Annotated in this window: 23 protein-coding genes and 1 pseudogene; 12 read left to right on the forward strand and 12 right to left on the reverse strand. The window is 60.1% G+C overall.

The features are described from left to right. Nucleotides 1-48: 48 nt before the first annotated feature. Together ABWL43_RS00380 and ABWL43_RS00385 are read right to left on the reverse strand one after the other, a co-directional pair. On the reverse strand, nucleotides 49-1,002 hold the full coding sequence (locus tag ABWL43_RS00380; RefSeq protein WP_404486169.1) for a homoserine kinase: 954 nt from the start codon (nucleotides 1,000-1,002) through the stop codon (nucleotides 49-51). A gap of 56 nt (nucleotides 1,003-1,058) precedes the next feature. Further along, a complete protein-coding gene (locus ABWL43_RS00385; protein WP_145158523.1) occupies nucleotides 1,059-1,349 on the reverse strand; it encodes a DUF2782 domain-containing protein in 291 nt (96 codons plus the stop codon). Nucleotides 1,350-1,423: 74 nt separating this feature from the next. Between ABWL43_RS00385 and polA the strand changes: the two genes are divergently transcribed. Further along, nucleotides 1,424-4,219, forward strand: a complete 2,796-nt coding sequence (gene polA / locus ABWL43_RS00390) for a DNA polymerase I (protein WP_404486171.1) — start codon at nucleotides 1,424-1,426, stop codon at nucleotides 4,217-4,219. Nucleotides 4,220-4,487: 268 nt separating this feature from the next. Here the strand turns inward: polA and yihA are convergent, their stop codons facing one another. Continuing rightward, a complete protein-coding gene (gene yihA / locus ABWL43_RS00395) occupies nucleotides 4,488-5,129 on the reverse strand; it encodes a ribosome biogenesis GTP-binding protein YihA/YsxC (protein ID WP_262206022.1) in 642 nt (213 codons plus the stop codon). A 192-nt stretch (nucleotides 5,130-5,321) separates the two neighbouring features. Between yihA and ABWL43_RS00400 the strand changes: the two are divergent. The 6 genes and pseudogenes from ABWL43_RS00400 (at nucleotide 5,322) to ABWL43_RS00425 (ending at nucleotide 10,899) form a co-directional block, all read left to right on the forward strand. Beyond that, a pseudogene (locus tag ABWL43_RS00400) lies at nucleotides 5,322-5,623 on the forward strand (c-type cytochrome). Nucleotides 5,624-5,656: 33 nt separating this feature from the next. Beyond that, the gene (locus tag ABWL43_RS00405; protein ID WP_106576039.1) at nucleotides 5,657-6,283 is read left to right on the forward strand and encodes a cytochrome c4; all 627 of its coding nucleotides are present in this window, start codon (nucleotides 5,657-5,659) and stop codon (nucleotides 6,281-6,283) included. A 169-nt stretch (nucleotides 6,284-6,452) separates the two neighbouring features. Further along, nucleotides 6,453-7,091 (forward strand): thiol:disulfide interchange protein DsbA/DsbL, encoded by a 639-nt coding sequence (locus tag ABWL43_RS00410; RefSeq protein WP_404486174.1) that lies wholly within the window; start codon nucleotides 6,453-6,455, stop codon nucleotides 7,089-7,091. Between the two features lie 10 nt (nucleotides 7,092-7,101). After that, nucleotides 7,102-7,980, forward strand: coding sequence for an endonuclease/exonuclease/phosphatase family protein (locus ABWL43_RS00415; RefSeq protein WP_119741332.1), 879 nt, complete (start codon nucleotides 7,102-7,104; stop codon nucleotides 7,978-7,980). Further along, nucleotides 7,977-10,034, forward strand: a complete 2,058-nt coding sequence (locus tag ABWL43_RS00420) for a diguanylate cyclase (protein WP_404486176.1) — start codon at nucleotides 7,977-7,979, stop codon at nucleotides 10,032-10,034. Before ABWL43_RS00415 ends, ABWL43_RS00420 begins: the two co-directional genes overlap by 4 nt. 88 nt (nucleotides 10,035-10,122) lie before the next feature. Continuing rightward, a complete protein-coding gene (locus tag ABWL43_RS00425) occupies nucleotides 10,123-10,899 on the forward strand; it encodes an N-acetylmuramoyl-L-alanine amidase (RefSeq protein WP_404486178.1) in 777 nt (258 codons plus the stop codon). A gap of 3 nt (nucleotides 10,900-10,902) precedes the next feature. On the opposite strand, the gene ABWL43_RS00430 is transcribed toward ABWL43_RS00425, so the two are convergent. Further along, nucleotides 10,903-12,690: a KinB sensor domain-containing domain gene (locus ABWL43_RS00430; protein ID WP_262206019.1), complete on the reverse strand. Its 1,788-nt coding sequence runs from the start codon at nucleotides 12,688-12,690 to the stop codon at nucleotides 10,903-10,905. A 10-nt stretch (nucleotides 12,691-12,700) separates the two neighbouring features. Further along, complete coding sequence (gene algB, locus ABWL43_RS00435) at nucleotides 12,701-14,047, reverse strand: sigma-54-dependent response regulator transcription factor AlgB (RefSeq protein WP_145158535.1); 1,347 nt, start codon at nucleotides 14,045-14,047, stop codon at nucleotides 12,701-12,703. A gap of 392 nt (nucleotides 14,048-14,439) precedes the next feature. On the opposite strand from algB, the gene ABWL43_RS00440 reads away from it, so the two are divergent. From ABWL43_RS00440 to ABWL43_RS00460, 5 genes are all read left to right on the forward strand, one after another. Next, nucleotides 14,440-14,724, forward strand: coding sequence for a hypothetical protein (locus ABWL43_RS00440; protein ID WP_106576045.1), 285 nt, complete (start codon nucleotides 14,440-14,442; stop codon nucleotides 14,722-14,724). Nucleotides 14,725-14,802: 78 nt separating this feature from the next. Then, complete coding sequence (locus ABWL43_RS00445) at nucleotides 14,803-14,967, forward strand: DUF1328 domain-containing protein (protein WP_003170804.1); 165 nt, start codon at nucleotides 14,803-14,805, stop codon at nucleotides 14,965-14,967. Nucleotides 14,968-14,969: 2 nt separating this feature from the next. Next, nucleotides 14,970-15,437, forward strand: coding sequence for an inhibitor of vertebrate lysozyme family protein (locus tag ABWL43_RS00450; RefSeq protein WP_119741338.1), 468 nt, complete (start codon nucleotides 14,970-14,972; stop codon nucleotides 15,435-15,437). Between the two features lie 727 nt (nucleotides 15,438-16,164). Beyond that, nucleotides 16,165-17,496 carry a glutamate/aspartate:proton symporter GltP gene (gene gltP, locus ABWL43_RS00455; RefSeq protein WP_404486181.1) on the forward strand — a complete coding sequence of 444 codons (1,332 nt, stop codon included), beginning with the start codon at nucleotides 16,165-16,167 and terminating at the stop codon, nucleotides 17,494-17,496. Nucleotides 17,497-17,593: 97 nt separating this feature from the next. After that, nucleotides 17,594-18,823, forward strand: coding sequence for a nucleoside recognition domain-containing protein (locus tag ABWL43_RS00460; RefSeq protein ID WP_404486183.1), 1,230 nt, complete (start codon nucleotides 17,594-17,596; stop codon nucleotides 18,821-18,823). Nucleotides 18,824-18,917: 94 nt separating this feature from the next. Here ABWL43_RS00460 and ABWL43_RS00465 read toward each other — a convergent pair whose 3' ends face one another. From ABWL43_RS00465 to ABWL43_RS00495, 7 genes are all read right to left on the reverse strand, one after another. Further along, a complete protein-coding gene (locus ABWL43_RS00465; RefSeq protein WP_404486185.1) occupies nucleotides 18,918-19,529 on the reverse strand; it encodes an ABC-type transport auxiliary lipoprotein family protein in 612 nt (203 codons plus the stop codon). Continuing rightward, on the reverse strand, nucleotides 19,526-20,464 hold the full coding sequence (locus tag ABWL43_RS00470; RefSeq protein ID WP_262206017.1) for an MlaD family protein: 939 nt from the start codon (nucleotides 20,462-20,464) through the stop codon (nucleotides 19,526-19,528). The genes ABWL43_RS00465 and ABWL43_RS00470 overlap by 4 nt, the downstream gene beginning before the upstream one ends. Nucleotide 20,465: 1 nt before the next feature. Next, on the reverse strand, nucleotides 20,466-21,269 hold the full coding sequence (locus ABWL43_RS00475; RefSeq protein ID WP_242200467.1) for an ABC transporter ATP-binding protein: 804 nt from the start codon (nucleotides 21,267-21,269) through the stop codon (nucleotides 20,466-20,468). After that, nucleotides 21,266-22,414, reverse strand: coding sequence for an MlaE family lipid ABC transporter permease subunit (locus ABWL43_RS00480; RefSeq protein ID WP_404486187.1), 1,149 nt, complete (start codon nucleotides 22,412-22,414; stop codon nucleotides 21,266-21,268). Before ABWL43_RS00480 ends, ABWL43_RS00475 begins: the two co-directional genes overlap by 4 nt. 54 nt (nucleotides 22,415-22,468) lie before the next feature. After that, a complete protein-coding gene (locus ABWL43_RS00485; RefSeq protein ID WP_106576053.1) occupies nucleotides 22,469-23,500 on the reverse strand; it encodes a DUF5924 family protein in 1,032 nt (343 codons plus the stop codon). Between the two features lie 70 nt (nucleotides 23,501-23,570). Next, nucleotides 23,571-24,953 carry a M16 family metallopeptidase gene (locus ABWL43_RS00490; RefSeq protein WP_404486189.1) on the reverse strand — a complete coding sequence of 461 codons (1,383 nt, stop codon included), beginning with the start codon at nucleotides 24,951-24,953 and terminating at the stop codon, nucleotides 23,571-23,573. Between the two features lie 57 nt (nucleotides 24,954-25,010). After that, nucleotides 25,011-26,669 (reverse strand): Na/Pi cotransporter family protein, encoded by a 1,659-nt coding sequence (locus ABWL43_RS00495; RefSeq protein ID WP_106576055.1) that lies wholly within the window; start codon nucleotides 26,667-26,669, stop codon nucleotides 25,011-25,013. Between the last annotated feature and the right edge of the window lie 178 nt (nucleotides 26,670-26,847).

The following is a 26,847-nucleotide window of genomic DNA, read 5'->3' on the forward strand; positions in this document are numbered from 1 at the left end:
CGCTATCGCAGGCAAGCCAGCTCCCACATTTTTTGACCGAGCAGGTTTTTAGAGTGCGAACGGCAGATGGAGCGTGACCTGCTGACGCTGCGCCAGCCGATGCTCGAACTCCGCAGGGTCATGAATCAATACATCCTGCCCGGCAAACGACTCCGCGGCGATCAGGCGTGACAGCCAGAAGCGCACACACGCTACCCGCAGCATCGTTGGCCACAACTCCGCTTCCTTGGCCGTGAATGGCCGCAGAGCCGCATACGCACCTAGCAGTGCACGGGCGCGTTGCCCATCAATCGCGCCCTCGGCGTCCGAACACCAGTCATTCAAGGCGATCGCCACGTCGTACAGCATCGGGCCTGAGCAAGCGTTGTAAAAGTCGATCAGACCGGTCAGGTGTGTGCCTTCGAACATCGCGTTATCGCGGAACAGATCGGCGTGAACGTTGGCGCGTGGCAGCGCGAGAATGTGAGCCTTGTGGGCTTTGATCTCGCTCAGCGCGTCTTGCAGCAGGCGCTGCTGCGCGTCGTTAAGGTGCGAGATCAGCTGCGCACCTTCGGTGAGCATCCAGTCCAGCCCGCGATCAGTCTTGCGCTCCAGCACTTTCTCGCCCTGAGTGGCCAAGTGCAAATGGCCGAGCAGGTCGCCAACCTGGGCGCAATGCTGCGCGTTGGCTTCCTTGATATGTTTGCCGGCCAGGCGTGGTTGCAGCAGCGCCGGTTTGCCCTTCAATTCGCGCAAGGCCACGCCGTCGGTGGTGCGCAGCGCATAGGGCACCGGCAAGTCAGCGTCATGGAGCACGTCGAGCAGTTCGATGAAAAACGGCATTTCTGCGACTGGGCCGCGCTCAACCAGGGTCAGGACGAATTCGCCCTGTTCCAGGCTGACAAAGAAGTTGGTGTTTTCGCTACCGGCGGCAATCCCCTGGAAATCAAGCAGGCGGCCGAGCCCGTAAGGGGCGAGAAAGGTTTCCAGCTCGGGCCGAGCCAGCGGGGTGAACACAGACATGGTTAAAACTGCCAGTACGGGCGCCGCGAGGGGCGGCGCCAATTTAAGTTAAGAAATCATTTCCATTCGAAGATCTTCCATGACGGAATCAGCATATCCGGCTGGTCAGAACGGATGAAGTTCGCATCGGTTCCGTCCGCGCGCACCAGGAAATACGGCGGCGCGCCCTTTACGGTGACCTTGATCGCGTACAGGAAACCGTTTTGGCGGTACTCCTGGATGGTTCTGTCACCTTCGGTGCGGATCGTGACTTCCGGGTCTGCCGAGGGTGCGCTGTCAGCTGCCGTGGCGGCCAGCGGCAAGAACGCAATCAAGCCGGTCAACAACAGGCGATTTACTGTACGCATGATAACCTTGTCCCTTTGTCGTCATTGGTCCGGCTATTCTAGCGCCTGACCCGCCGAAAAGGTTGATCCTGCTCATGAGCCAAGCCCCCCTCGTCCTGGTGGACGGTTCTTCTTATCTGTACCGCGCCTTTCACGCGCTGCCACCGCTGACCACTTCCAAAGGCCTGCCGACCGGTGCGGTCAAGGGCGTGTTGAACATGCTCAAAAGCCTGCGCAGGCAGTACCCGGACAGCCCGTTTGCCGTTGTTTTCGACGCCAAGGGTGGGACCTTTCGCGATGAAATGTTCGCCGAATACAAGGCCAACCGCCCGAGCATGCCCGATGACATGCGCCTGCAAATCGAGCCGCTGCACCAAAGCGTCATCGCGCTGGGCTTCCCGCTGCTGTGCGTCGAAGGCGTCGAGGCCGATGACGTCATCGGCACTTTGGCCCGCAGCAGTGCGGCGGCGGACCGCCCGGTAGTAATTTCTACCGGCGACAAGGACATGGCGCAGTTGGTCGACGGGCACATTACCTTGGTCAACACCATGACCGGTAGCGCGATGGACATTGAGGGCGTGAAGGAGAAATTCGGTGTCGCTCCCGAGCAGATCATCGATTACCTGGCGCTGATGGGCGATTCGTCCGACAACATCCCGGGCGTTCCGGGCATTGGCCCGAAGACTGCGTCCGGCTTGCTCGTAGGCGTGAATGGCGGCCTCAAAGAGCTTTATGAACAGCTGGATATCGTGCCGACCCTGCCGATTCGCGGGGCCAAGAACCTGCCGGCCAAGCTGGAAGAGCACAAGGAGATGGCGTTCCTGTCCTATCAACTGGCGACGATCAAAATCGACGTACCGCTGGATGTAGGCCTGGAAGATCTGCACCTGATCGAGCCTGACCGCGAAAAGCTGCTGGAGCTGTACACGCTGCTGGAGTTCAGGAGCTGGATTGATGAGATTCAGCGCGACGCCAAGCGTGTCGAGCTCAAGGCTTCGACCGAGGCGGCGCCGTCTGCCGAAGCCGTGGCTGAGGTAGTAGCGGCCGCGCCGGTGGAGGCGTCCTACACGACCATCCTGGACCAGGCGACTTTCGATAGCTGGCTGAAGAAGCTCAACGACGCCAAGCTGTTCGCATTCGATACCGAAACCACCGGGATCGACGCGCAAAAAGCGCAGTTGGTTGGGGTTTCCTTCGCCGTGCAGCCGCATGAAGCCGCCTACATCCCGTTGACCCATTCCTATGTCGGTGCGCCCGAGCAGTTGGATCGCGACACGGTTCTGTTGGCGTTGAAGCCGCTGCTCGAAGACCCGACCAAACTCAAGGTCGGCCAGCACGCCAAGTTCGACATGAACATCCTGGCCAATTGCGCCATCGGTGGTGACCCTGCGCACGGCATCACCGTGCGCGGCATCGCCTTCGACACCATGCTTGAATCCTACGTGTTGAATTCCACCGCGACCCGGCACGACATGGACAGCCTGGCCAAGAAGTACCTGGACTACGACACTGTCAGCTTCCAGGACATCGCCGGCAGAGGCGTCAAGCAACTGACATTCGACCAGATCGCGCTTGAGCAGGCCGGCCCGTACGCGGCTGAAGATGCGGATATAACCCTGCGCCTGCACCAGGCGTTGCATGCACAGCTGTCAGCCATACCGAGCCTGGCCAGTGTGCTGACGGATATCGAAATCCCGTTGGTGCCGGTGCTGGCGCGTATCGAGCGCCAGGGCGCATTCGTGGATAAGGACCTGTTGGGCATCCAGAGCATCGAGCTGGGTAACAAGATGGTTGAGCTGGAGCGCCAGGCGTTCGAGATCGCCGGTGAAGAATTCAACCTGGGTTCGCCCAAACAGCTCGGGGCGATTCTCTACGAGAAGCTTGGGCTGCCGGTGTTGAAAAAGACAGGCAAGGGGCAGGCGTCCACGGCCGAGGAAGTGCTGGCAAAGTTGGCTGAAGACGATTTTCTGCTGCCCAAAGTGCTGATGCAGTACCGCAGCATGAGTAAGCTGAAAAGCACCTACACCGACCGACTGCCCGAGCAGATCAACCCGCGTACCGGGCGTATTCACACCTCTTATCATCAGGCTGTGGCGGCGACCGGGCGCTTGTCTTCGAGCGATCCGAACCTGCAGAACATTCCGGTGCGCACCGCTGAAGGGCGGCGGATTCGTCAGGCGTTTGTCGCGCCCAAGGGCTACAAGCTGCTGGCGGCGGACTATTCGCAGATCGAGCTGCGGATCATGGCGCACTTGTCCAAGGATGAGGGCTTGATGAATGCGTTCCGTAACGACTTGGACGTGCACACCGCTACAGCGGCCGAGGTGTTCAAGGTTGAGTTGGCTGAGGTCAGTTCCAACCAGCGTCGCAGTGCCAAGGCGATCAACTTTGGCCTGATCTACGGCATGGGCGCGCAGAAGCTGGGCAAGGATATCGGCGTCGATACCAAGACCGCCAAGGCGTATATCGACGTGTATTTCGCGCGCTACCCTGGCGTTCGCGAGTACATGGAGCGCACGCGTGCTCAAGCGGCCGATCAAGGCTATGTAGAAACCTTCTTCGGGCGTCGGCTGTACTTGCCGGATATCAATTCCAACAAGCCTCAGGAGCGAGCAGCTGCAGAGCGCACGGCGATCAACGCGCCGATGCAGGGCACCGCGGCGGACATCATCAAGAAGGCCATGGTGTTGGTGGATAACTGGCTGACGGAGTCGGGCCTGGATGCCAAGGTCATCCTGCAAGTGCACGATGAACTGGTGCTTGAGGTGCGCGAGGACTTGGTTGCGCACGTCAGCGAGAAGGTCCGCGAGTACATGAGCGCAGCGGCCAAGCTGGATGTACCGTTGGTGGTGGACGTAGGCGTGGGCGATAACTGGGACGAGGCGCACTGATTTCGCGGCTCTGCCACTGCCGGGGTGGTGGCAGAGCGCTTTAGATCGGAAAACGGTGTCAGTTATTTCCAATAGTTTTTTTAACCTGCCGGAACTTAACCTGTGAACTGCTACTCAGAGTTACTGAATGGGTGGTGAAGCCCTTCAATGCTCCTATGTTGTGTTAAGTGTTGGCAGATATCTGGACCCCGCCCTAGCGGTCCGGAACTTGGACCCCGAACTTCCCCTCCCCATACGAAGTCCGGGGTTTTTTTTGCCTGCAGAAAAGTTATTCCGCGTCTTGCGCGCCCTTGTCCGCCAATTCCATCCAACCGGCCAACACAGTGTAGGCGTCTTCCAGGCCCATGCGCTTGGGCGCCGAGAACAGCTGGATGGTGATCGCATCACCCCAACCCTTACGGATCTCGGACTGCACTTTGAGCAGGGTGTTCTTGGCTGCGCCGTAGGTCAGTTTGTCTGCCTTGGTCAGCAGGATATGCATCGGCATGCCGCTGGCGACGGCCCAATCGAGCATCAGCAGGTCGAAGTCGGTCATTGGATGACGGATGTCCATCATCAAAATCAAACCCTTCAAACTCTCCCGGCCACCCAGGTAAGCCTCCAGGTGACGCTGCCAGTGCAGCTTCAACGGGATAGGTACTTTTGCGTAACCGTAGCCCGGCAGGTCGACCAGACGCCGATCATCGTCTAGCTTGAAGAAATTGAGAAGTTGCGTGCGGCCCGGGGTTTTCGAGGTGCGTGCCAGGCTGGCATGGGTCAGGGTGTTCAACGCGCTGGACTTGCCGGCGTTGGAACGACCGGCAAAGGCGACTTCAAAGCCTTCGTCATCGGGGCATTGGTCTACTTTGGCGGCGCTGAGCATAAACGTGGACTGTTGGCACAGGCCGAGGATGGGATTCTTGAGTTGCATGAGATTTCCGATGTGGGCGGTGCCGAAAAAGGGTGCGGCAAGCGGTGTCGTTTCCGTTTCAGTAGCGCCAGTATATAATGCCGCAGATTTTGTGTGTGCTTTGTCCCAGCGAAGGATGAGGTTCACGGGAGCGAAAGACCTTCATTGCGCATTAGAACGCAAAACGCTCTCAAACCCTGAAAAGGTCGATGTATGACCCGATGGTTGCTCGCTTTTGGTGTCCTGATGCCGCTTTACGGCGCTCAGGCTACACAGGATCCGGAGGCGGTGTACAACCGAGTTTGCGTAGCTTGCCATGCCGGCCAGCTGCCTAACGCCCCAAACGGGGTGACCAGGCAGCCTGGCAGCCAAGACTGGCTAAGGGCATGGGCACGTTGGTGCAACACGTGACCCAGGGTTTCAAGGCAATGCCGCCGCGTGGTTTGTGCATGGACTGCAGTACTGAGGATTACCAGGCCATCATTGAATTGATGGTGAGTAAACCCGGTAGATAACTCTTAAACCCTTAGCCGTAGTTGGATTAGCTGATGAACAAACTGATCGTGAGTCTGCTGTTGACCTTGGGCATCACCGGTGTTGCCCATGCTGCAGGCGACGCTACAGCGGGTCAGGCGAAAGCCGCCGTGTGTGGTGCTTGCCATGGACCGGATGGCAATAGCCCGGCACCGAACTTCCCCAAACTCGCCGGCCAGGGTGAACGTTACCTGACCAAGCAGATGCACGACATCAAGGACGGCAAGCGCACGGTGCTGGAAATGACCGGCTTGCTGACCAACCTCAGCGATCAAGACCTGGCGGACATCGCGGCGTATTTTGCCAGCCAGAAAGGCAGTGTGGGAGCTGCCGACCCGAAACTGGTCGAAAAAGGCCAAGCGTTGTTCCGCGGTGGCAAGCTCGCCGAAGACCAGCCTATCGGCGGCATGCCGGCGTGCAAGGCTTGCCACATTCCGGACGGCGGCGGTGTCGCAGCGGCGGGCTTCCCTCACCTGAGTGGTCAACATGCTCAGTACACGGCCAAGCAATTGAAGGATTTTCGCGAGAAGGTTCGCTATATCGATGGCGACGCGGGTAACAAAATGATGACTGATATTGCGGCCAAGCTGTCGGATAAAGACATCGAGGCACTGTCCAGCTACATCCAGGGCCTGCACTGATCCGGGCAGGACGTTAACGCTCGATTAATCCATCGATGCAAGCATAAAAAGGGTGGCTTAGGCCGCCCTTTTTTGTGGCCGGTGCCGTTACACTAACGAACTCATGCCCGCGTAGACCTGTCACACCTAAAGGTCGCGTGAGGCGACTTTATTTGTCCAGGAGTAAAGCATGCGTAATCTGATCCTCAGCGCCGCTCTCGTCACTGCCAGCCTCTTCGGCATCACCGCACAAGCTGCCGATAATGTGCCGCTTGAAGCCGGTAAAACCTACGTTGAATTGGCCAACCCGGTGCCGGTTTCGGTGCCAGGCAAGATCGAAGTCGTGGAGCTGTTCTGGTATGGCTGCCCGCATTGCTATGCTTTTGAGCCGGTCATCAATCCATGGGTCGAGAAGCTGCCTGAGGATGTGAATTTCAAACGCGTCCCAGCGCTGTTCGGCGGCCCATGGGATGCTCATGGTCAACTCTTCATCACGCTGGACACCATGGGTGTAGAGCACAAAGTGCACGCAGCGGTGTTCAATGCCATTCAGAAAGAAGGCAAGCGCCTGGTCAAACCTGAAGACATGGCTGATTTCGTCGCCACTCAGGGCGTCGATAAAACCAAATTCCTTGAAACGTTCAACTCGTTCGCTGTGAAGGGCAAGATGGCCCAATACAAAGAGCTTGCCCAGAAGTACGGCGTACAAGGCGTACCTACGCTGATCGTCAGCGGTAAATACCGTTTCGACATCGGCAGTGCCGGTGGCGAAGAGCAAGCGCTGAACGTTGCCGACCAACTGATCGCCAAAGAGCGCGCAGCCAAGTAAGGGGCCTACCATGCGCCGCTGGGGTACTGAACGTGTCGTTGGCCTGCATGATGCGAAGGTCAACGAGCATCACCTGGAATCCACAGGCCTTCCGGCAGATAGCCGCCTGCGCTTGCTCAGCTTCAATATTCAGGTGGGCATCAGCACCGAAAAGTATCGGCACTACCTCACCCGTGGCTGGCAGCATTTGCTGCCCCACAATGGGCGTGCCGTTAACCTGCAAAAAATCGGCAACCTGCTGAACGACTTCGATTTGGTCGCCCTGCAGGAAGCTGACGGCGGCAGCATACGCTCCGGTTACATCAACCAGGTGGAACACCTCGCGCAGCTCGGCGCGTTCCCGTACTGGTATCAGCAACTCAACCGCAACCTCGGGCGTCTGGCGCAGCACAGCAACGGTGTGCTCAGCCGCTTGAAACCGACCGCCATCGAAGATCACCCCTTGCCAGGCCCCAAAGGGCGCGGGGCGATCCTCGTGCGTTTCGGCGAAGGCCCCGAAGCCTTGGTGGTGGTGATGATGCACCTGGCGCTCGGGGGGCGTACGCGCAACCTGCAGCTCGCCTACATTCGTGAATTAATTGGCAACTACAAGCACCAGGTACTGATGGGTGACATGAACACCCATGCCAACGACCTGCTGCAGAATTCCCCGTTGCGGGACCTCGGGTTACTGGCGCCGCAAGTCGAAGCCACGTTCCCCAGTTGGCGCCCGCAACGCTGTCTCGACCACATCCTGCTCAGTCCGACACTCACACTCGAAAGTGTGCAAGTACTGGCGCAGCCCATCTCCGATCACCTGCCGGTCGCGGTAGAGATTCGTCTGCCGGGTTCGCTTACGGCTGATGCATTACCCGCGTTGAGCCCAGGCCCTCGCGGACCCCTTGCATGAGCGACGACTCTCAGCGCTGGAAAGAGAAATACCTGAAAAGCGTCGAGCAGCAAGACAAGCTCGAACGTCGCTGGGCTGCCCGTCTCGACCTGTTACGTCGAGGCCTGGTGCGCAGCACGCTGGCGGCTGAGGGCACCGATCGCGCGGTTGACCAGTGCATGAAAGAGATGCGCGACGTCGTGCGTACCGACGACATGGACGCCGCCCTCGCGGCCCTGCTGCCGCGCCTTGAAAAGGCGGTGCTGGATTCGGAACAGCGCCGCGAAACCCGGGTTGACCAGATCAGCACTGCGCTCACGGCCCTGGTTGCGCAGCTGCAAAAACTGCCGCTGCCGCGTGAAGTGGCACGCCCGCTGAAAACCTTTGCCAAGCAACTCGATGGTCGAGTCGGCCAGGCACGCGAGATTCCTTTGTTGCTCAGCGAGCTGAGCAGTCTGCAAGGTCAGGCACTGAATAACCTGGACCCGGATGGCGAAACCCCGCGCCCTGGGCCGGGTTTGCTGCAACGCCTGTTTGGCGCGAAAGAGGGTTCGAATGAAGCGCCGGTGGTTGAAGCTGTACCCGCGCCGGCTGCGCCAAAATCCGCTGCGCCCAAGCCCGCCCCTGAGCCTCAGGAGCCGGAGCAATCCGAAGAACTGACACAAGCCTTGCGCGCCTTTGCGCCACTGCCGCAAACGCCGGCAGCGTCACAACCCGAACACGTTGTGCCTGTCAAAGTAGCGGAGGTTGCCGGCGAAACCTTTGTCTTCGAGGCGCCGGCTGCAGAGGAGCCTGTCGTTCTGCCCGCCGAGGTACCTGAACCTGAAGCAGTGGAGGCGCTGGTTGAAGAAACCGCTCCAGAAAGCGCACTTGCCGCCTTTATCGAAGAAGCGCAGGTCGAGGTCGACACTCCGAACGAAACCGCCATTGGCAGCTTGTCTCTCCCGCCTGTGCTGGAAAGTCCCGAGCCTGACCCGGATGCGTTGGAATCGGATGGCGTCTACGCACTGCCGGACTCGCCGGAGCCTTCGTACAGCTCGGTTGCCAAGCACATCGAAGACACCTTGCTTGGCCTGCTGGAAGACCTGTCACTGCCCGAGCGTCACCGTCCTCAGGCTGAAGCCATGCGCGAGCGCCTGGCTCATGGCTTGAACTGGTACGAACTGTTGCCGATTCTCGATGACCTGGCGGTGTTGATGCTGGCGATCACCGACAGCGGCCAGCACGAGTTCGAGGCTTACCTCAAACAGCTCAATGAGCGCCTCGAAGCGTTCCAGGGCCATCTGCAAGTGGCCAGTGATGGCCACGCTGACAGCCGCTCGGCCGCGCGCGAGCTGGACACGCAGATTCGCGAGCAAGTCGACGGTCTGCAAAGCAGCGTGCAGGAGGCGGCCGACCTGGACAGCCTCAAGCACGTGCTGGAGAGCCACCTTGAAGGCCTGCTCGGCACCATGGATCAACATCAGCAGCAGCGTGATCAGCGAGAGCAGGAAGTGGCGGCGCGCCTCAAGGGGCTGGCTGAGCGGGTGGCGAATATGGAACAGGAAGCGCAGGGGTATCGCGAGCATCTGGAAGTCCAGCGCCAGAAGGCGTTGATCGATCCGCTCACCGGCCTGCCCAACCGGGCGGCCTGGAGCGAGCGTCTGGACCACGAAGTCAACGCCTGGCACCAGCGCGGCAACAGCCTGTCGCTGGCCATGCTGGACCTTGATCACTTCAAGCGCGTCAACGACGGCTATGGGCACTTGGCGGGCGACAAAGTGTTGAAGATCATCGCCAATGTGCTGCGCAAGTACCTGCGCCCGACTGACTTTATTGCGCGGTTTGGCGGTGAAGAGTTTGTGTTGCTGATGCCTGACTCCGCCTTGGCGGATGCGTTGGGCGTGGGCGAGGTGCTGCGCGCGGCCATCGAAGCGTGCCCTTTCCATTTCAAGGGCGAGCCGGTGACGATTACGGTGTCCATGGGCGTGGCGCAGTTCCAGCCGGGTGAGCGCAGTGACTTGGCGCTAAAGCGTGCCGACGAAGCACTTTATCGAGCGAAGGCCGCGGGACGTAATCAGGTGCAGGCGGCGTAAAAGATGTTCCATTTTGTAATTTGACCGCTCAAGCACAATCCGTACGTTACACTGTTGCATTATCGTCTTCAGCGTAATGTCTTCTGCCATGAAATCCTTTTACTTCGCCTTCGTACTGCTCCTGCTCGCCGGCTGCGCGAGCGGCCCTCGCCTGAACACCAACCATCCTTCGCTCAATCACGACAATCGTGTGCAATTCGTTGTCGTCCATTACACCTCCACCAACCTTGAACGCTCCCTGGCGCTATTGACGCATGGCCAGGTCAGCAGTCATTACCTGATCGGCGATGATGCTTCAGGCACCATCTATAAGCTGGTGGATGAGAGCCAGCGTGCCTGGCACGCCGGGGAAAGCGAGTGGATGGGCCGCACCTGGCTCAACTCCAGCTCCATTGGTATCGAGATCGTCAACCCGGGTTATCGCGACACGCCGACTGGCCGCGTCTGGTACCCGTATTCCGAGGCGCAAGTGCAGTCGTTGGTGGTGTTGCTCAAGGACATCAGCAAGCGAAATGGCATCGACCCCAAAAACATCATTGGTCATAGCGATATCGCGCCGTTGCGCAAGCTCGATCCGGGCCCGTTGTTCCCGTGGAAGCGCTTGGCGGCTGAAGGGCTGGGAGCCTGGCCGAATGCGCAGGCGGTCGCTCGATTCCAGATGCAGTACGCCGCCAGCCTGCCGAGCATCACCTGGTTCCAGGAAGAGTTGGCACGGTTGGGCTATCAGACACCACAGACCGGCGAGCTGGATGTTGCCACGCGGCACGTGATCGCGGCGTTCCAGATGCATTTCCGGCCGTCGCTGTTTGATGGCACGCCGGATGCCGAAAGCGCCGCGATCCTGCGCGCATTGAACCGGAGTTAGGCGCTAAAGCGGCAGCGCCATGTAGAACTGCGTGCCCTGCCCCGGCCTCGAGTAGACGCCCATGCGCCCGCCGTGCAGTTGCACGATTTCCTTGCACAGCGCCAGCCCCAGGCCGGCGCCGCCTTTCTTGCGTCCAACCTGCACGAAAGGTTCGAAGATGCGTCCCTGCTGGCCATAGGCGATACCTTCGCCGTTATCCTCGACGCTGATAATCACCCGCTCGCCATGCCGGCGCGCCTGCAGGCGAATTTGCCCGCCATCGGCGGTATGGCGCAATGCGTTGCCTAAAAGGTTGTCGAGTACGCGCTCAAGCTGGGCCTGGTCTGCGTACAGCCTGGGCAACCCGGATTGGGCTTCGACCAGCAATTCGACGTGCTGAGCATTTGCCAGCTCAGTAAAGCGTGCCCGTGCGTGTTCCAGCAGGTCGGTGACATCGCACGGTCCTAGCGTGAGTTTTTGCAGGCCGTTCTGGTAGCGCGAGAAGTTGAGCAAGTCGTTGATCAGCTGCATCAAGCGCTGCATTTCTTCATTAACCGTATCCAGCAGGTCCGCTTCACGGGATTCTGCGGGAAACTTCGCACGCTCACGAAACAGCCCGAAGGCCATGTGCATGCCGGTGACGGGCGTGCGCAGTTCGTGGGAGGCCCGCAAGACGAATTCGCTCCGCACGCGCTCGAAAGCGCGCTGCTCGGTCACGTCGTGCAGCACCATCACCGCCCCAAGAATATGCCCTTGGGTATGACTGACTGGCGTCAGGCTGTAGGTCAGCAGGCGCAATTCGCCCTCGACCTCCACTTCCAAATCCTCAGGTGCCCGCTCCAGGTTGCCGCCGCGCAGCACCAGTTGCAGTTGCTCATCCATTTCCGGGCGACCCAATGCTTCGCCCAAGCCCTGCCCCAAGCGTGCCTCGTCCCAGCCCAGCTGGCGCTGTGCCACAGGGTTGAGGTGTTCGAGGCGGCCTTGGCGGTCGATCATCAGCAGGCCATCGTCGATGCTGTCGAGCACCGCTTGCAGACGCTGCTGGCCGGCCAGCAGTTCGTCGACATTGGTTGCCTGATGCTGGCGCAACGCTTCGGCCATGATGCCGAAGCGGCGGGTCAGCTGGTTCATTTCCGCGGCCGACGAGATGGGCAGTGTCACTTCGAAATCACCCTGCCCGATCTTGTCGGCGGCTTTGGCCAAGGCTTCGATGGGGCCACCAAAGCGTCGGGCGATACCGTGTGCCGTAATGAAGCCGATGATCAACACTGCCAGCCCGACCAGGCCCAGAAGACCGGCAATCAACAGCGCCCGGTCGCGGGATTTGTGTTCACTCTCGTTGATATTATCCAGCGCGTGCTTGTGCTCGGCGATCAGGCCATTACGCAAGGCGTTAAAGGTTTCGGTCAGCTTCGGGTTTTTGCTATTTGCCAGTGAGCTTTGCTGGGCTTCATCAAATGCCTTGAGGAAGTTCAGGTAGTCAACGCGTGCCTGGCTGAACCCGCTGAGCTTGCCGTCTTGCTGTTCATGGGCGATGCCCTCATCCAGCAAGGCGAAATACTGCTCTTTTGAGGTTTTCAGTACCTCGGGGTCCGGTTGCTCCTGCAGCATCAGGATCAACTGGTCGCCCAAGGTCTGACGCAGCTTGAGGCCAAGGTCCAGCGTGATGAAGTTGCTGCGGATCAGCGACTCCTGGCTCTTGGCCATTTGCATGACACTGACCAGTCCCAGAACCAGTCCCAGCAGGGCGACGGTGATCAGCGCTGAGATACTCAGGAACAAACGAGTGCGCAGTTTCATCGCTAGCTTCATAGGGTACAGCTCACAGGTTGTACTGTTTACGTTTGCGGTACAGGGTCGACGCGTCGATACCGAGAGTGCGGGCCGCCTGGTCCAGCGTGTCACTGGTGGCGAGTACCGCGCCGATGTGGGCTTTCTCCAGCTCATCCAGACTCAGCGCTGCCCCAATGCGCGGCGCATTGTTGGTCGGCTGCTCGGCCATCCCGAGGTGGCTGATTTCAACCTTTTCCTGGGGGCAGATGATGCTGGCTCGCTCCACAACGTTTCGCAGTTCTCGGATATTCCCCGGCCAGCGGTAATTGAGCAGTGCTTCGCGCGCTTCATCGCTGAAGCCGCGTGCCGGTCGGGCATATTCTTTGACGAAGCGCGCCAGGAAGCGGTCGGCCAAGGTCAGAATGTCTTCACTGCGCTCACGCAACGGTGGCAAGTGCAAGGTGATGACATTCAGGCGGTAGAGCAAGTCTTCACGGAAGCGGCCTTCGCGCACCATGTCTTCCAGGTTCAGGTTGGTCGCCGCGAGAATGCGTACATCAGCGCGTCGGGTGACCGGGTCACCCACGCGTTCATATTCCTTGTCCTGAATGAAGCGCAGCAACTTTGGTTGCAAGGTGAGGGGAAAATCGCCGATCTCGTCGAGAAACAGCGTGCCGCCATCCGCCTGGTTGACTCGGCCCAAGGTGCTTTCGCTGGCGCCGGTAAAGGCGCCACGGCTGTGACCGAACAGTTCGCTTTCCATCAGCTCTGCCGTCAGCGACGGGCAGTTGATGGTCACGCAGGACTTCTTCGAGCGCTTGCTCCAGCCGTGAATGGCGCGCGCCAATTCACCCTTGCCCGTGCCTGACTCGCCGAGGATCAAAATGTTGGCGTCGGTGCCCGCGACTTGGCGCGCGGTTTCCAGCACTACCATCATGGCCGGGCTGTGGGAATCGAGGCCGTCCTTGGGCTGGCGAACTTCGCCTTCCAGGGCTTCGAGGCGAGCGGAGAGTTGGCGCACTTCCAATTGCTTGGCCGTAGCGAGGCGCAGTTGGTCTGGGCTGCATGGCTTGACCAGGTAGTCGGCGGCGCCAGCCTGGATGGCGTCGACTGCGGTATCCACGGCGGAGTGTGCGGTCACAATCACCACGCGCATCCACGGCGCCTGGATGCGCATCTGCGCCAACACGTCCAGGCCATTATCCTCGCCCAGGCGCAGGTCCAGGAAGCACAGGTCGAACACCTGGCGCTGCATCAGTGCATCCGCCTGCGCGGCGCTGTTGGCGGTGGCTACGGTGTAGCCTTCATCTTCCAGGCAGTAACGGAAGGTGCGAAGGATCGCGGATTCGTCATCCACTAAAAGAATGCGGCCTTGAAGTTCCTTGGCTGATTCCATCTGTCCCGCGCTCCCCTTAACTATGAATGATGGTGTTTAGTCCCGGAATAATCGGGCAAGTTGCATGGTTTATTCTGATCGATAAAAGCCGTCTTCGCGCAGGTATCTGCACAACCTCCTACAAACGCGCGATTTGCTGGCCTTTTCATGCCTCGTAGCCACTTCGGCAATGCTATTTCTCTTTTCGATCCCCTGACCCGACCACTGACCATCGTGCATTTCGCACGGCCTGGATAGGGGCATCGTGCAGGATGCTGGGCTATCGATCCGGGATGTATTATTAACTCATTGATTTTATTGAGTTTTATTTTGTAAAAAAACTGGCACGCGCCCTGCAATATCCCTCTCAACAGTGTCATGACCGAATAATCAGAATGCGGGAGAAATGCAGCATGACTCGCCAAAGCCTCAGCCAATTGCGTGTATCGCCACTGCGCTTGCAGCAAGGTCTGTTTGCCAGCCTGGCCTTGATGGTCACGTTGATTGCGGGCCAGCAATTCCAGCATTGGCAGCAGAGTCAGCAACAAACCCTGCAATTCGAACGTCCGGTGATGACCCAGCACCATTTCAGTTCCGTCAGCAGCGTGGCTGCCGACGTTACCGCCCCACAATTGAGAGTGGCAGACCAGGATTCGACTCTTGGCGAGTTGCCTGCTCAAGAACGTTGGGTGTTCTAGGCAACAAAAAGCCGCTTGTGTTGAGCGGCTGCACGGCACTACCGCTGTTACCCCTATAAAAGCGTAAGGAGAATCACCATGTTGAGTTGGGCAATCACATTTCTGATCATCGCCATTGTGGCTGCAGTCCTGGGCTTCGGTGGTATCGCGGGCACCGCCACGGGTATCGCAAAAATTCTGTTTGTGGTCTTCCTGGTGATGTTCATCGCTTCGTTCTTCTTTGGTCGTCGCGGCCGAGGCTGAATATGACCACTTTGTTTATCAAAGCCTGTGCTGCCGCCCTGATTCTGGGCGGTAGCGGCCTGGCGATGGCCGCCAATGACGGTCAATCCCGGGCTAACGAATTGCTCAGTGCGGACAAGCAGTACCGCGAAACCTGGCAAAGCGTGGTGAAGAAAGAACAACGCCTGCCGGAATGGGTGATGAACCTGTCCGGTACGGCCGAACAAATGAATGCCGTGGAAGAAGATGGCGATAAGTACCTGGTCGGGCCACTCTGCGAGACTGCAGACACCTGCCTGAACAAGCGCCTGATCGTCGCCTTCAGCTACGACAAGGAAGACGCCTACGCCATGTTGGTGGAAGTCCCGGCCGGTTTGCCGGCAGACAAATCCCCGACGCGGCACGCCGATTACCGTTTTATCGGTAAGCCGAACGAAGGCATGAAACAACTGCTGATGGAACAGCTTAAGAAAGATCCGAATTGGTACTAGGTTCCGTCTGACGCATCTGTCGTCAACGGAGCCGGCGTCCATAGAAAGAAGCCCTTTGCTTCTTTCTGTCTGCACCACTCGCCAAGGGTGGTGCATGACCAGGGGGCCGGGTTGCTCTGATCGATTCGGATCGGCGTGACCTACGGGTACAGGGAGTACCTGCGCAAGGGCCGGGTCAGGCGAAAAGCTGCGACGCAAGTTCACAAGTCCTCAAGCTTGCTGAACTTGCGGCGGGCTTATCGCGCATTAATCCTCTTGTATGTCGCCCATAGTCGCTATTTTCTATCTCGCCTCCTCCCAAGCGTTACTTTGTGTGTCGGTGCGACCTTCTATCTAGAAAATTATGCTCGCGCTATAGGACTCTTCGGACGCCAACCCCATCTAATTCCAGGCATTTTTGCCGATGACTCACAGACGTCCAACCTCTCTGAGCGAGCCGCTCGTGGCCGGTTCACGGCATATTCACCGGACGGAATGGCGGAATCGAACTGACCGTTCAGACAACTATTTTCAAAAAAAGCCATGCCGATTCGGCATAGGGTAGGCGTTTACGGCATTAGACGTCGCCCCCTTGCATGGGAATAGTTGCGCCTTTTTTCGCCTGCCAGTAAGCCATTTCGGCCACGCTGCGGTGACCTTCTACGGAGGCAGATGCACACACTTTTTCGCTTCCGAGCGTTCCAGATGGCGCATGTGCCTTAAGTCCACTTGAAGTAAGGGTAATGACATGAAGAAGGCAAAGCTAAGCCTCGCCTGGCAGATCCTCATCGGTTTGGTGCTGGGGATCGCAATCGGTGCAGTGCTCAACCATTTCAGTGCTGAAAAAGCCTGGTGGATCAGCAATGTGTTGCAGCCGGCGGGCGATATCTTTATCCGCCTGATCAAGATGATCGTGATCCCGATTGTGATTTCCTCGCTGATCGTCGGCATCGCCGGCGTGGGTGACGCGAAGAAGCTCGGTCGCATCGGCGTCAAAACCATCCTTTACTTCGAAGTGGTCACCACCATCGCCATTGTGGTTGGTCTGTTGCTGGCCAACCTGTTCCACCCAGGCGCTGGCATCGACATGAGTACCCTGGGTACCGTCGATATCTCCAAATACACCGCCACCGCTGCCGAAGTGCAGCATGAGCATGCGTTCATCGAGACCATCCTCAACCTGATTCCCTCGAACATCTTCGCTGCCGTCGCCCGTGGCGACATGCTGCCGATCATCTTCTTCTCGGTGCTGTTCGGCCTCGGCCTGTCGAGCCTCAAGCCGGAACTGCGTGAGCCTCTGGTCACTATGTTCCAGGGCGTTTCCGAGAGCATGTTCAAAGTCACCCACATGATCATGAAGTACGCCCCGATCGGCGTATTCGCGTTGATCGCGGTGACCGTCGCCAACTTCGGCTTCGCCTCGCTGCTGCCGCTGGCCAAGCTGGTGATTCTGGTTTACGTCGCCATTCTGTTCTTCGCCTTCGTGGTGCTGGGCCTGATCGCTCGCCTGTTCGGCTTCTCGGTGATCAAGCTGATGCGCATCTTCAAGGATGAGCTGGTGCTGGCCTACTCCACCGCCAGTTCCGAAACCGTGCTGCCGCGCGTCATCGAGAAGATGGAAGCCTACGGCGCGCCGAAGGCCATCTGCAGCTTCGTGGTACCGACCGGCTACTCGTTCAACCTCGACGGTTCGACCCTGTATCAGAGCATCGCGGCGATCTTCATCGCCCAGCTGTACGGCATTGACCTGTCGATCGGCCAGCAGCTGATGCTGGTGCTGACCCTGATGGTGACCTCCAAAGGCATCGCCGGCGTACCGGGTGTGTCCTTCGTCGTATTGCTGGCTACCCTGGGCAGCGTGGGCATTCCGCTGGAAGGCCTGGCGTTCATCGCCGGTGTCGACCGTGTGATGGACATGGCGCGTACCGCACTCAACGTGATCGGCAACGCCTTGGCCGTATTGGTCATCTCCCGTTGGGAAGGCATGTACGACGACGCCAAAGGCGAGCGCTACTGGAACTCCCTGCCGCACTGGCGCAGCAAACAGGCCTTGCCAACCCCCCAAGCCACTCGCGGCTGATAGCCCGCGGCGTGAACACAAACCCCGGAAAATTCCGGGGTTTGTCGTTTCTGCCAGCCCCGCTATCATTCGCCCCATCTTTCGGGGGATTCAACAGATGCTCAATGGCCTGTGGCTTGGCTTCTTTGTCGTGGCAATGGTGTCAGCACTGGCGCAATGGCTGATTGGCAGTAATGCCGGGATTTTTGCGGCGATGGTGGAAAGCATTTTCGCCATGGCCAAATTGTCGGTGGAAGTCATGGTGCTGCTGTTCGGCACCCTGACCTTATGGCTGGGCTTTTTGCGCATCGCCGAAAAAGCCGGGATCGTCGACTGGTTGGCCAAGGCCCTTGGCCCGCTGTTTCGCCGCCTGATGCCGGAAGTGCCGGCCGGCCACCCCGCTATCGGCTTGATCACCCTCAACTTCGCCGCCAATGGCCTTGGGCTGGACAACGCTGCCACGCCGATTGGCCTGAAAGCCATGAAGGCGCTGCAGGAGCTCAACCCGATCCCCAACACCGCCAGTAACGCGCAGATTCTGTTCCTGGTGCTTAACGCGTCGTCGCTGACGCTGTTGCCGGTGACCATCTTCATGTACCGCGCCCAGCAAGGCGCAGCGGACCCGACGCTGGTGTTTCTGCCGATCCTGCTGGCAACCAGCGCCTCGACCCTGGTCGGCCTATTGTCGGTGGCGGTGATGCAGCGCCTGCGGCTGTGGGACCCGGTGGTGCTGGCCTACCTGATTCCCGGCGCATTGATCCTCGGTGGCTTTATGGCGTTGCTGGCGACCTTGTCCGCCACGGCGCTGGCCGGTTTGTCATCGATCCTTGGCAACCTGACGCTGTTCGGGTTGATCATGCTGTTTTTGCTGATTGGTGCGCTGCGCAAGGTCAAGGTGTACGAGGCGTTCGTCGAAGGCGCCAAAGAGGGTTTCGACGTTGCCAAGAACCTGCTGCCGTATCTGGTGGCGATGCTGTGCGCGGTGGGCGTGTTACGCGCCTCGGGAGCCTTGGACTTTGGCCTTGAAGGCATTCGCCACCTGGTGGCCTGGACGGGTTTGGACACGCGTTTTGTCGACGCGTTGCCGACCGCCATGGTCAAGCCCTTCTCCGGCAGTGCCGCGCGGGCGCTGCTGATCGAGACCATGCAAACCAAAGGCGTGGACAGTTTCCCGGCGTTGGTGGCGGCGACGATTCAGGGCAGTACGGAAACCACCTTCTACGTGTTGGCGGTGTACTTCGGCTCGGTGGGGATCCAGCGGGCGCGGCATGCGGTGGGGTGTGCGTTGCTGGCGGAGTTTGCCGGTGTCGTGGCGGCGATTTCGGTGTGCTACTGGTTCTTCGGTTAAGGCTTAAATGGCTATCGCAGGCAAGCCAGCTCCCACATGTTGATGTGTAAATACATTCAAAAATGTGGGAGCTGGCTTGCCTGCGATGAGGCCCTTAGCCTTTCGGTGCCGCATTGCCCTGCTGTACCACCCAATCCACCACCTGCTTATTCAACTGATCCCCCGCCCGCCCAAACGCGGCCACCACCGCCGGCACCTGGGTGGCACCCACCGGCTGCTTCACCTCAAACCGCCGGCTGGCAATAATGCGCTGATCACTCCCCCGCACCAGCCTTGCGTCCAGTCGGACGACTACCTCTACAGCACTGCCGTGGTACTCGCTCTGAAACGCCTGCAATTGCCCGCCCAGCTCGTAGTCGGCCTGCAAGTTGGTCTCGTCGGTACTCAACAGCGTCACCCGCCCATCGCGCTGGAAACCGTCCATGAACCGGTTGCGCAGCAACACGGGCGTCGGGTCGCTCCAGCGTGAGTTCGCATAGCTGCTGATCAGGTCACCGTTGGGCACCACGGCAATGCGCGGGCTGTCGAGAAACTCGCTGCTCTGCGGCTTGCTCACGCGCAGCGACCAGCTCACCGGCGCGCCTTGGGTGGTCGTCTGGGCCGAAGCCAGGCGGTACACGTCCGAAGGGTCGGGCTTGGGCAGGATCGAGCAGGCGCTGACCAGCACCAGGGCCACAGGGGCGATCAGTTGATAAGCGCGCTTCATGGCGTGAACTCCTTATTCTTGTCGCTGCCCAGCAGGTAGCCGCTGGGGTTGGCTTCCAGGCGGCGGGAGATGGCGCGCAGCGAACCCAGGGTTTCGCGCAGTTCGCGCACGGCCGGCGCCAGTTCATTGAGGCCCTGCATGCCGCTGTTCACCGAGTCCTTGTTATTGGTCAGCAAGGTGTTGATGGTTGCGGTGCTTTGTTCGAGCGATCTCATTGCCTGCTCGGCGCTGCCGAAGGCTTGCTTGCCTTGATCGTTCAGCAGGCCGTTGGCGTTGCGCATCAGCACGGTGGTTTGCTCCAGGGCGGCCGTCGCCTGTTTGCTCACCTGCATCAATTGCTGCATCACCACCTTGATGTCACCGCGTTGCTCGGCGATGGCGCCAGTGGTTTGTTGCAGGTTGTCCAGGGTGTTGCTCAGGCGCTCGACGTTCTCCCGGGAGAACATGTGGTTGGCGTTGTGCAGCAGCAGGTTGATGCTGGTCATCAGGTCGTTGCTGTTATTGAGCAGGCGCGCGATCGGCGATGGCGAGGCGATGATTTCCGGCAGGTTGCCGTCCTTGCCCTTGAGTTCCGGGCTTTGCGGGGTGCCGCCGCTGAGCTGGATGATCGAGGTGCCGGTGATGCCGGTCAGGGCCAGCTTGGCCTGCGTGTCTTCCTTGATCGGCGTCTGCCCGGCCAGGCGGATACGTGCCAGTACGCGGCGCGGGTCGTTGGGGTCCAGGCGCAGGCTGGTGACGTCACCCACCTTGATCCCGCTGTACTGCACCGAGCTGCCTTGCGACAGGCCGCTGACCGCCTCGTTGAACACCACTTCATAATCCTGGAAGGCACTGTCGACGCTGGACTTGGCCAGCCACAGGCCAAACAGCATCGCGCCGACCACCACGATTACGCTGAACAGACCGATCATCACATGATGGGCTCGGGTTTCCATGTCATACCTCGTTGAGCGATTGAGCGGCATCCAATGCCGCGCGGCCGCGGGGGCCGTGGAAATATTCGTGAATCCAGGGGTCGTTCGTTTCCGAGACGACATCAATGGCATCGGCCACCAGCACTTTCTTCTGCGCCAGCACCGCCACACGGTCGGTGATGGTGTACAGCGTGTCGAGGTCGTGGGTGACCAGGAACACGCTCAGCCCCAGCGCATCGCGCAAGGTCAGGATCAGTTGGTCGAATTGCGCCGCGCCAATCGGGTCGAGGCCGGCGGTGGGTTCGTCGAGAAACAGGATGTCCGGGTCCAGCGCCAAGGCTCGGGCCAGAGCCGCACGCTTGATCATGCCGCCGGAGAGTGACGCCGGGTACTTGTCGGCCGCCGACAGCGGCAACCCCGCCAGGGCAAGCTTGACCGCGGCCAAGTGCTCGGCGTCGGCGCGGCTGAGGCCCGCGTGCTCGATTAGCGGCAGGGCGACGTTTTCGGTGACGGTCAGCGAGGAAAACAGCGCGCCCTTCTGAAACAGCACGCCAAAGCGTCGCTCCACCAGTGAGCGTTGCTGTTCCGGCAGGCTCGGCAGGTTCTTGCCGAACACCCGCACCTCGCCTTCGCTGGGGCGGCGCAGGCCGACGATGCTGCGCAGCAACACCGACTTGCCGCTGCCGGAACCGCCCACCACCGCGAGGATCTCGCCCTTGTACAAATCCAGATTGAGGTTCTCGTGCACGCTCTGGCTGCCAAAGCGGTTGCACAGGCCCCGCACTTCGATCACCGCCTCGGTGGGCGCACGGTGTAGACGACTCACCAGCCCATCTCCATAAAGAACAGCGCGGCAACTGCGTCCAGCACGATCACCACAAAAATCGATTGCACCACGCTGGAGGTGGTGTGGGCACCGACCGATTCGGCGCTGCCGCTGACCTTGAAGCCTTCGAGGCAGCCAATGGCGGCGATCAGGAAGGCAAAGATCGGCGCTTTCACCATGCCCACCAGAAAATGTTGTACACCGATGTCCGATTGCAGCAGCGAGAGAAACATCGCCGGTGAAATATCCAGTGCCACCGCACACACCACGCCGCCGCCGACAATCCCCGAGAGCATCGCCAGAAAGGTCAGCATCGGCAGCGACACCAGCAGCGCCATCACGCGCGGCAACACCAGCAGCTCCATCGGGTCCAGGCCCAGGGTGCGGATGGCGTCGATTTCTTCGTTGGCCTTCATCGAGCCGATTTGCGCCGTGAAGGCGCTGGCGGTGCGGCCGGCGATCAGGATCGCAGTGAGCAGCACGCCAAATTCACGCAGGAAAGAGAACGCCACCAAGTCCACGGTAAAAATGGTCGCGCCGAAACTCTTGAGCACCGTAGCGCCGAGAAATGCCACCACTGCGCCGACCAAGAAGGTCAGCAAGGCCACGATGGGGGCGGCGTCGAGGCCGGTCTGTTCGATATGCGCGACCATGGGCGTAAGGCGCCAGCGCTTGGGGCGCAAAATGCCGCGGGCAAAGGTTTCCAGGATCAGGCCGATAAAGCCGAGCAGCTTCTTGCTGTCTTGCCACACGGTGTCCACCGCGCGGCCGATGCGCGCCAGCACCTGGATGCCGGCGGCCTCTTCCGGGGCTTTGTCCGGCACACAAAAATCATTCAGCGAGCGGTAGACGGTCTTCAGCAACGCGCGGTCGGCGGCGGACAGGCTGCAATCGGTCTGTTCGGCCGATTGCTCGATACGGTGCGGCCCCAGCAGCTCTACCAGCAGCGACGCGCCGGCGGTATCCAGGGCGCCCAAGCCATTGAGGTCGATGCGTGCGCCGGCGTCGTATTGGCCGTCGAGTGTGTCCGACAGCTTCTTGAGGTTTGCGTAGTGGGCAAGCGTCCAGTCCCCCGTAATCCTGAGTAACGGAGGAGCGGTAGTCGTGTCGAGATGGGCGGCGCCCGCCGTGGTACTGGTGGTCATAAGCTCCGAGCTTGTTTGGCTATCCAGAATTCCTACGTAATAGCACGATACGGCCTACTTTGGCGTGTCCGTTTGTGCTGTGTCAGTGACTTTGAATCGCAGCACGCCAATGACCTGGCCGTCCTCCGTCAGCACCCGCACTTGCCAGCGGCCTACCGCGTCGGCGGGGAAGTTCTGCTTGTGCGTCCAGGCGCGGTAGCCTTCGTCCCGCCCGCCGTGGATATCCAGGGCAATGCGGTCGACCTCTTTGCCGTTGAATTTCCACACATGGTAAATCCGCTCATCCAACCCGCGCGGCGCGTTGATCGCGGTGTAGGCGTACAGCCCGCCACTGCGCAGTTGGGCGGCGGTGACTTCCTTGAGGTCATCTCCGGGCGTACGGTCCTGCAGTTGGGTGCTGATCGCCACTTCGGTCATCCACAGCGTGGCCGGCGGCACCCACGTGCGCAGGAACCAGCCGGCACAGCCAATGGCGGCCGTCACCCCCAGCAGCATCGCCCAACCTTTGAAGCTGCGCAGCGGCAAGCTGACCGCCAGGCTCGGGATCGACAGCGCCATGGCCACACCCAGCGCCAATTTGTAACTTTCGGCGGTGGTCAGGTGCAGGATGATCGGCAGCGCGGTGAGCAGCGCAGCGAACAAGGTCAGTGTGTGCAGCGCCAGGAACAGCGAGCGTTTCGGCGCCAGCCATTTGTAGTACAGCGGGTCTGTGATCGACACCAGTGCCGCCGCGCCGAGCAGGCCGGTGAAAACCGACTGGCCGCTGTTCCAGGTGGTGGTGACGAAAAAGAAGGGCAACACAAAAAACAGACTTTCCTGGTGGATCATCTGGGTGGCGTAGCGCAGCAGGGGTTCGGGGATTTCGCGTTTGAAGACCTTGGCGAACAGCTGGGTGAAGCTGTTTTCCAGCATCAGCCACAGCCAGCTCACCAGCATGATCACGGCGATCCAGCTGGCCATGCCCTGCTGGCGATCCACCAGCATGAAGCTGCACACACCCGAGATAAAGCCGCCGAGTGCGATGACCCCAGGGTAGCGCTTGATCAGGACGAGAATGCGCTGGATAAGGGGCGGCAGCTTTGGCATGAGCGATCCACAATGTGTGTAGGAAAAAACCCAGACAGAATAACGTCTTAGTCCTGTGTTCGGTGCCTCATTACGCGATCCGTTTGCGATAAAGCCGCAGGCCGCCCAACACAATGGCGATCAGCCCGAGCACGCCCGCGCCGATCCAGGTCAGGCTGTCGTAGCTCAACAGCGGTTTTTCGATACGCCAATAGCCCGCCTGGTCAAACACTTGGCGCATGGCCTGGTTGGCCTGTTTCAGGTTGACGGCCTTGATGCGTTTGACCGGATCGCTGAAGTGGCCGTCGGCGTAGTCGCCGGATGCACTCCAGTAGTAATCGGCCAGCGCACTGTTGCCCTGCACGGCCCACGCCTGGCGCGCGATAGCAGCTTGCTGCAGGCGGGCGAAGGTGGCCGCGTCGAGGCCGTCCTTGAGCAGTTGCGCCTTGAGCGCTTGCAGCACCTGTTCGGCCTGCGGCAGGTTTTCACGCTCAAGGTCGGCATTCAGGCTCAGGAAACCGACACCGCCGAGCACTTCACGCTCGCTCCACGGGCCGTAGGACAAACCGTGCTTGAGGCGCAGTTGGCGGTACAGCGCCCAGTCGAGGTAGTCCTTGAGCAGGTCATAGGTTTCATCATGCTGGTTGTCGAGTACCGGTTCCGGGAACAGCCAGTGCAGTTTGGCGCTGTCACCGATCCAGCCGTGGATCAGGTCGCGATGGCTGGCGGCGGCGTGCTGGATTTCCGGAAGCGGCAAATGCTCGCTCGGCTCGATGGGATCAAGTTGGCCGTAGGTGCGTTCCAGGTAGGCCGGCAGCAGTTTGTCGAGGTCGCCGACGATGATCAGGGTCATGTTGTTGGGCGCGTACCAGTTTTTGCGCAGCGCTTGCAATTGATCGCGGGTCAAGTGGTCGACCTCGGCGCGCTCAGCGCACTTGAGCCCTAGCTCAACGGCCAATTGGTTGCTGGCGGTGTGGCCAAGGTCCTGGCGGTCGAGCAGGCGTTGCAGGTGCGAGTAATGCCCGCCGTCTTCGCGTTCGACCACGCGCTTGGCCGCAGAGATGTTGGCGTCGGTCAGTTCTGTGCGAGTGATGATGGCCAAGAGCAAATCCAGCACTTTGCGCTGGTTTTGCGCGGGCGCTTCAATCACGAAAGTGGTGTCGGCGTTGCTGGTGTAGGCGTTCCAGTCGCCGCCCAAGGCCTGCATGCGCTCTTCGAGGTCGCCTTCGCCGCCGCCGTCGATGCCACTGAACAACAAGTGTTCGAGCAGGTGCGGCAGCTCTTTTTCTTCACAAGGGAAGTCATCCAGGCCTACGCCTACCACCAGGCGGATAGCCACGTGCCCGCGCTCGGTGCCCGGTTTGAGCAGCAGCTGCAGGCCGTTGGGCAAGGTGTAGCCCTCGACTTGCAGGCGGTCAAAGGCAAAGGTATGTGCCGAGCCCATGAGCAGGCAGGCGAATAGCAGGCGACGCATAACAGCTTCCTGGCGAGTGAGGTCCACTGTTAACTGACTTCACTCACCGTCGTACGTTCAGGGTGAATGGGTGATGTCGGCGATATCTTCGGCCGAGAGCGCGCCGGTGTCGGACGTTTCGAGCACGACGTAGGCGCTGCTGCAGAACAGCGAGTTGAGGCGTTTCATGTCGGCAATCAGCTCAAGGTGCAGGGAACTGGTTTCCAGGCTCTGTACGATTTTGCGTTGCAGACGGCTGACGTGGGCGTGAGCCAGGCGGCGTTCCTGAGCGCGGAAGCGGCGCTTCTCGCGCAGCAGTTGGCGGGCGCTTTCCGGGTCGGCACTGAGGAACACCGACAGGCCCAGACGCAGGTTGGCAATCAGCTGGGTGTGCAGGCCGGCCAACTCCTCCAGGCCTACTTCGGAGAACTGCCGGCGTTGCGAGGTTTTCTGCTGCTGGACTTTGCGCAGCATGCGCTCGATCAGGTCGCCAGCCAGTTTTAGGTTGATCGACAGCTCGATGATCTCGGCCCAACGACGGCTGTCCTGTTCGCTGAGGTCTTCACGCGGCATTTGCGCCAGGTAAAGCTTGATCGCGCTGTACAAGGCTTCAACGTCGTCACTGAGGCTGCGCATTTCCTGAGTGATGGCGGTTTGCTTACCGCGCAACACTTCGAGCATTGCGGTGAGCATGTTGTCGATCAGGTCGCCCAGGCGCAGGGTTTCGCGCGCGGCGTTGGCCAATGCCAGGCTTGGGGTGTCGAGCGCGGCAAGGTCGAGGTGGCGCGGTTTGGCTTTGCCGTTGGTCTCGGCTTGTTCCGGCAGCAACCAGGCGCACAAGCGCGCCATTGGGCCGATCGTCGGCAGCAGGATGAGGCAGCGGCTGACGTTGTAGAGCAGGTGGAAGGTAATGACCATGCCTTGGGCGCTGTAGTCCAGGCCGTCCATCCAGCCTACGAGCGGGTCGAGCACCGGGATGATCAGCAGTAAGCCGATCAGTTTGTACAGCAGGCTGCCCAGTGCCACTTGTCGACCGGCCGCGTTCTGCATGCTGGTGCTGAGAAACGCCAGCACGCCACTGCCGATGTTGGCGCCGATCACCAGGCCGATGGCCACGTGCAGGCCGATCACGCCCGCCCCGGCCAGGGTTGCCGTGAGCAGCACGGCAGCCAGGCTGGAGTAGGAAATCATCGCGAACAATGCACCGACCAAGGCATCCAGCAGGATGTCGCCGGTCAGCGAGGCGAACAGCACTTTGACGCCTTGGGCGTGGGTGATGGGCCCAGCGGCTTCGACAATCAGTTGCAGTGCCAGAATGATCAGGCCCAGGCCGATGCCGACGCGGCCCATCTGCCCTGCTCGCGTCTGTTTGCGCGACAGGAAGAAAATCACCCCGAGAAAAATCAGCAGCGGCGACAGCCAGGACAAGTCAAAGGTCAGCACGCGCGCCATCAACGCTGTACCGACGTCGGCACCGAGCATGGTCGCCAAGGCAGGCGTGAGCCCCATCAGGCCCTGGCCGACAAAGGATGTCACCAGCATCGCCGTGGCGTTACTGCTTTGCACCATGGCCGTCACCAGGATACCGGCGACAAACGCCAGCCAGCGCTTTGACATGTTCTGCCCGATGACTTGGCGCAAGTTGGAGCCGTAGACCCGCAAGATGCCGGTACGGACGATATGCGTGCCCCAGATAAGCAGGGTCACGGCGGAAAGCAGATTGAGCAAGGTCAGCATGCTCGGCCCCCCGTGTGGGTTAGCTCAAAAAGAGCAAATAAGAATTGCCGCGTGCCGCTCTACGTCTACTTAAGCTGTAGTTGGCGAATGGGCTGCGCGCCAGCATCGCATAGCTAAAGTCGTGTTTGAAATAAAACTGTCATGAAATCAGTTTTTTGCAGATGAAAAAAAGGGGCTC

Source organism: Pseudomonas sp. HT11, assembly GCF_044875395.1.
GTDB lineage: Bacteria > Pseudomonadota > Gammaproteobacteria > Pseudomonadales > Pseudomonadaceae > Aquipseudomonas.

Coding starts and splice junctions, on each gene's coding strand:
- ABWL43_RS00380 (WP_404486169.1), bottom strand. CDS start 1,002: ATGTCTGTGTTCACCCCGCTGGCTCGGCCCGAGCTGGAAACCTTTCTC.
- ABWL43_RS00385 (WP_145158523.1), bottom strand. CDS start 1,349: ATGCGTACAGTAAATCGCCTGTTGTTGACCGGCTTGATTGCGTTCTTG.
- polA (WP_404486171.1), top strand. CDS start 1,424: ATGAGCCAAGCCCCCCTCGTCCTGGTGGACGGTTCTTCTTATCTGTAC.
- yihA (WP_262206022.1), bottom strand. CDS start 5,129: ATGCAACTCAAGAATCCCATCCTCGGCCTGTGCCAACAGTCCACGTTT.
- ABWL43_RS00405 (WP_106576039.1), top strand. CDS start 5,657: ATGAACAAACTGATCGTGAGTCTGCTGTTGACCTTGGGCATCACCGGT.
- ABWL43_RS00410 (WP_404486174.1), top strand. CDS start 6,453: ATGCGTAATCTGATCCTCAGCGCCGCTCTCGTCACTGCCAGCCTCTTC.
- ABWL43_RS00415 (WP_119741332.1), top strand. CDS start 7,102: ATGCGCCGCTGGGGTACTGAACGTGTCGTTGGCCTGCATGATGCGAAG.
- ABWL43_RS00420 (WP_404486176.1), top strand. CDS start 7,977: ATGAGCGACGACTCTCAGCGCTGGAAAGAGAAATACCTGAAAAGCGTC.
- ABWL43_RS00425 (WP_404486178.1), top strand. CDS start 10,123: ATGAAATCCTTTTACTTCGCCTTCGTACTGCTCCTGCTCGCCGGCTGC.
- ABWL43_RS00430 (WP_262206019.1), bottom strand. CDS start 12,690: ATGAAGCTAGCGATGAAACTGCGCACTCGTTTGTTCCTGAGTATCTCA.
- algB (WP_145158535.1), bottom strand. CDS start 14,047: ATGGAATCAGCCAAGGAACTTCAAGGCCGCATTCTTTTAGTGGATGAC.
- ABWL43_RS00440 (WP_106576045.1), top strand. CDS start 14,440: ATGACTCGCCAAAGCCTCAGCCAATTGCGTGTATCGCCACTGCGCTTG.
- ABWL43_RS00445 (WP_003170804.1), top strand. CDS start 14,803: ATGTTGAGTTGGGCAATCACATTTCTGATCATCGCCATTGTGGCTGCA.
- ABWL43_RS00450 (WP_119741338.1), top strand. CDS start 14,970: ATGACCACTTTGTTTATCAAAGCCTGTGCTGCCGCCCTGATTCTGGGC.
- gltP (WP_404486181.1), top strand. CDS start 16,165: ATGAAGAAGGCAAAGCTAAGCCTCGCCTGGCAGATCCTCATCGGTTTG.
- ABWL43_RS00460 (WP_404486183.1), top strand. CDS start 17,594: ATGCTCAATGGCCTGTGGCTTGGCTTCTTTGTCGTGGCAATGGTGTCA.
- ABWL43_RS00465 (WP_404486185.1), bottom strand. CDS start 19,529: ATGAAGCGCGCTTATCAACTGATCGCCCCTGTGGCCCTGGTGCTGGTC.
- ABWL43_RS00470 (WP_262206017.1), bottom strand. CDS start 20,464: ATGGAAACCCGAGCCCATCATGTGATGATCGGTCTGTTCAGCGTAATC.
- ABWL43_RS00480 (WP_404486187.1), bottom strand. CDS start 22,414: ATGACCACCAGTACCACGGCGGGCGCCGCCCATCTCGACACGACTACC.
- ABWL43_RS00485 (WP_106576053.1), bottom strand. CDS start 23,500: ATGCCAAAGCTGCCGCCCCTTATCCAGCGCATTCTCGTCCTGATCAAG.
- ABWL43_RS00490 (WP_404486189.1), bottom strand. CDS start 24,953: ATGCGTCGCCTGCTATTCGCCTGCCTGCTCATGGGCTCGGCACATACC.
- ABWL43_RS00495 (WP_106576055.1), bottom strand. CDS start 26,669: ATGCTGACCTTGCTCAATCTGCTTTCCGCCGTGACCCTGCTTATCTGG.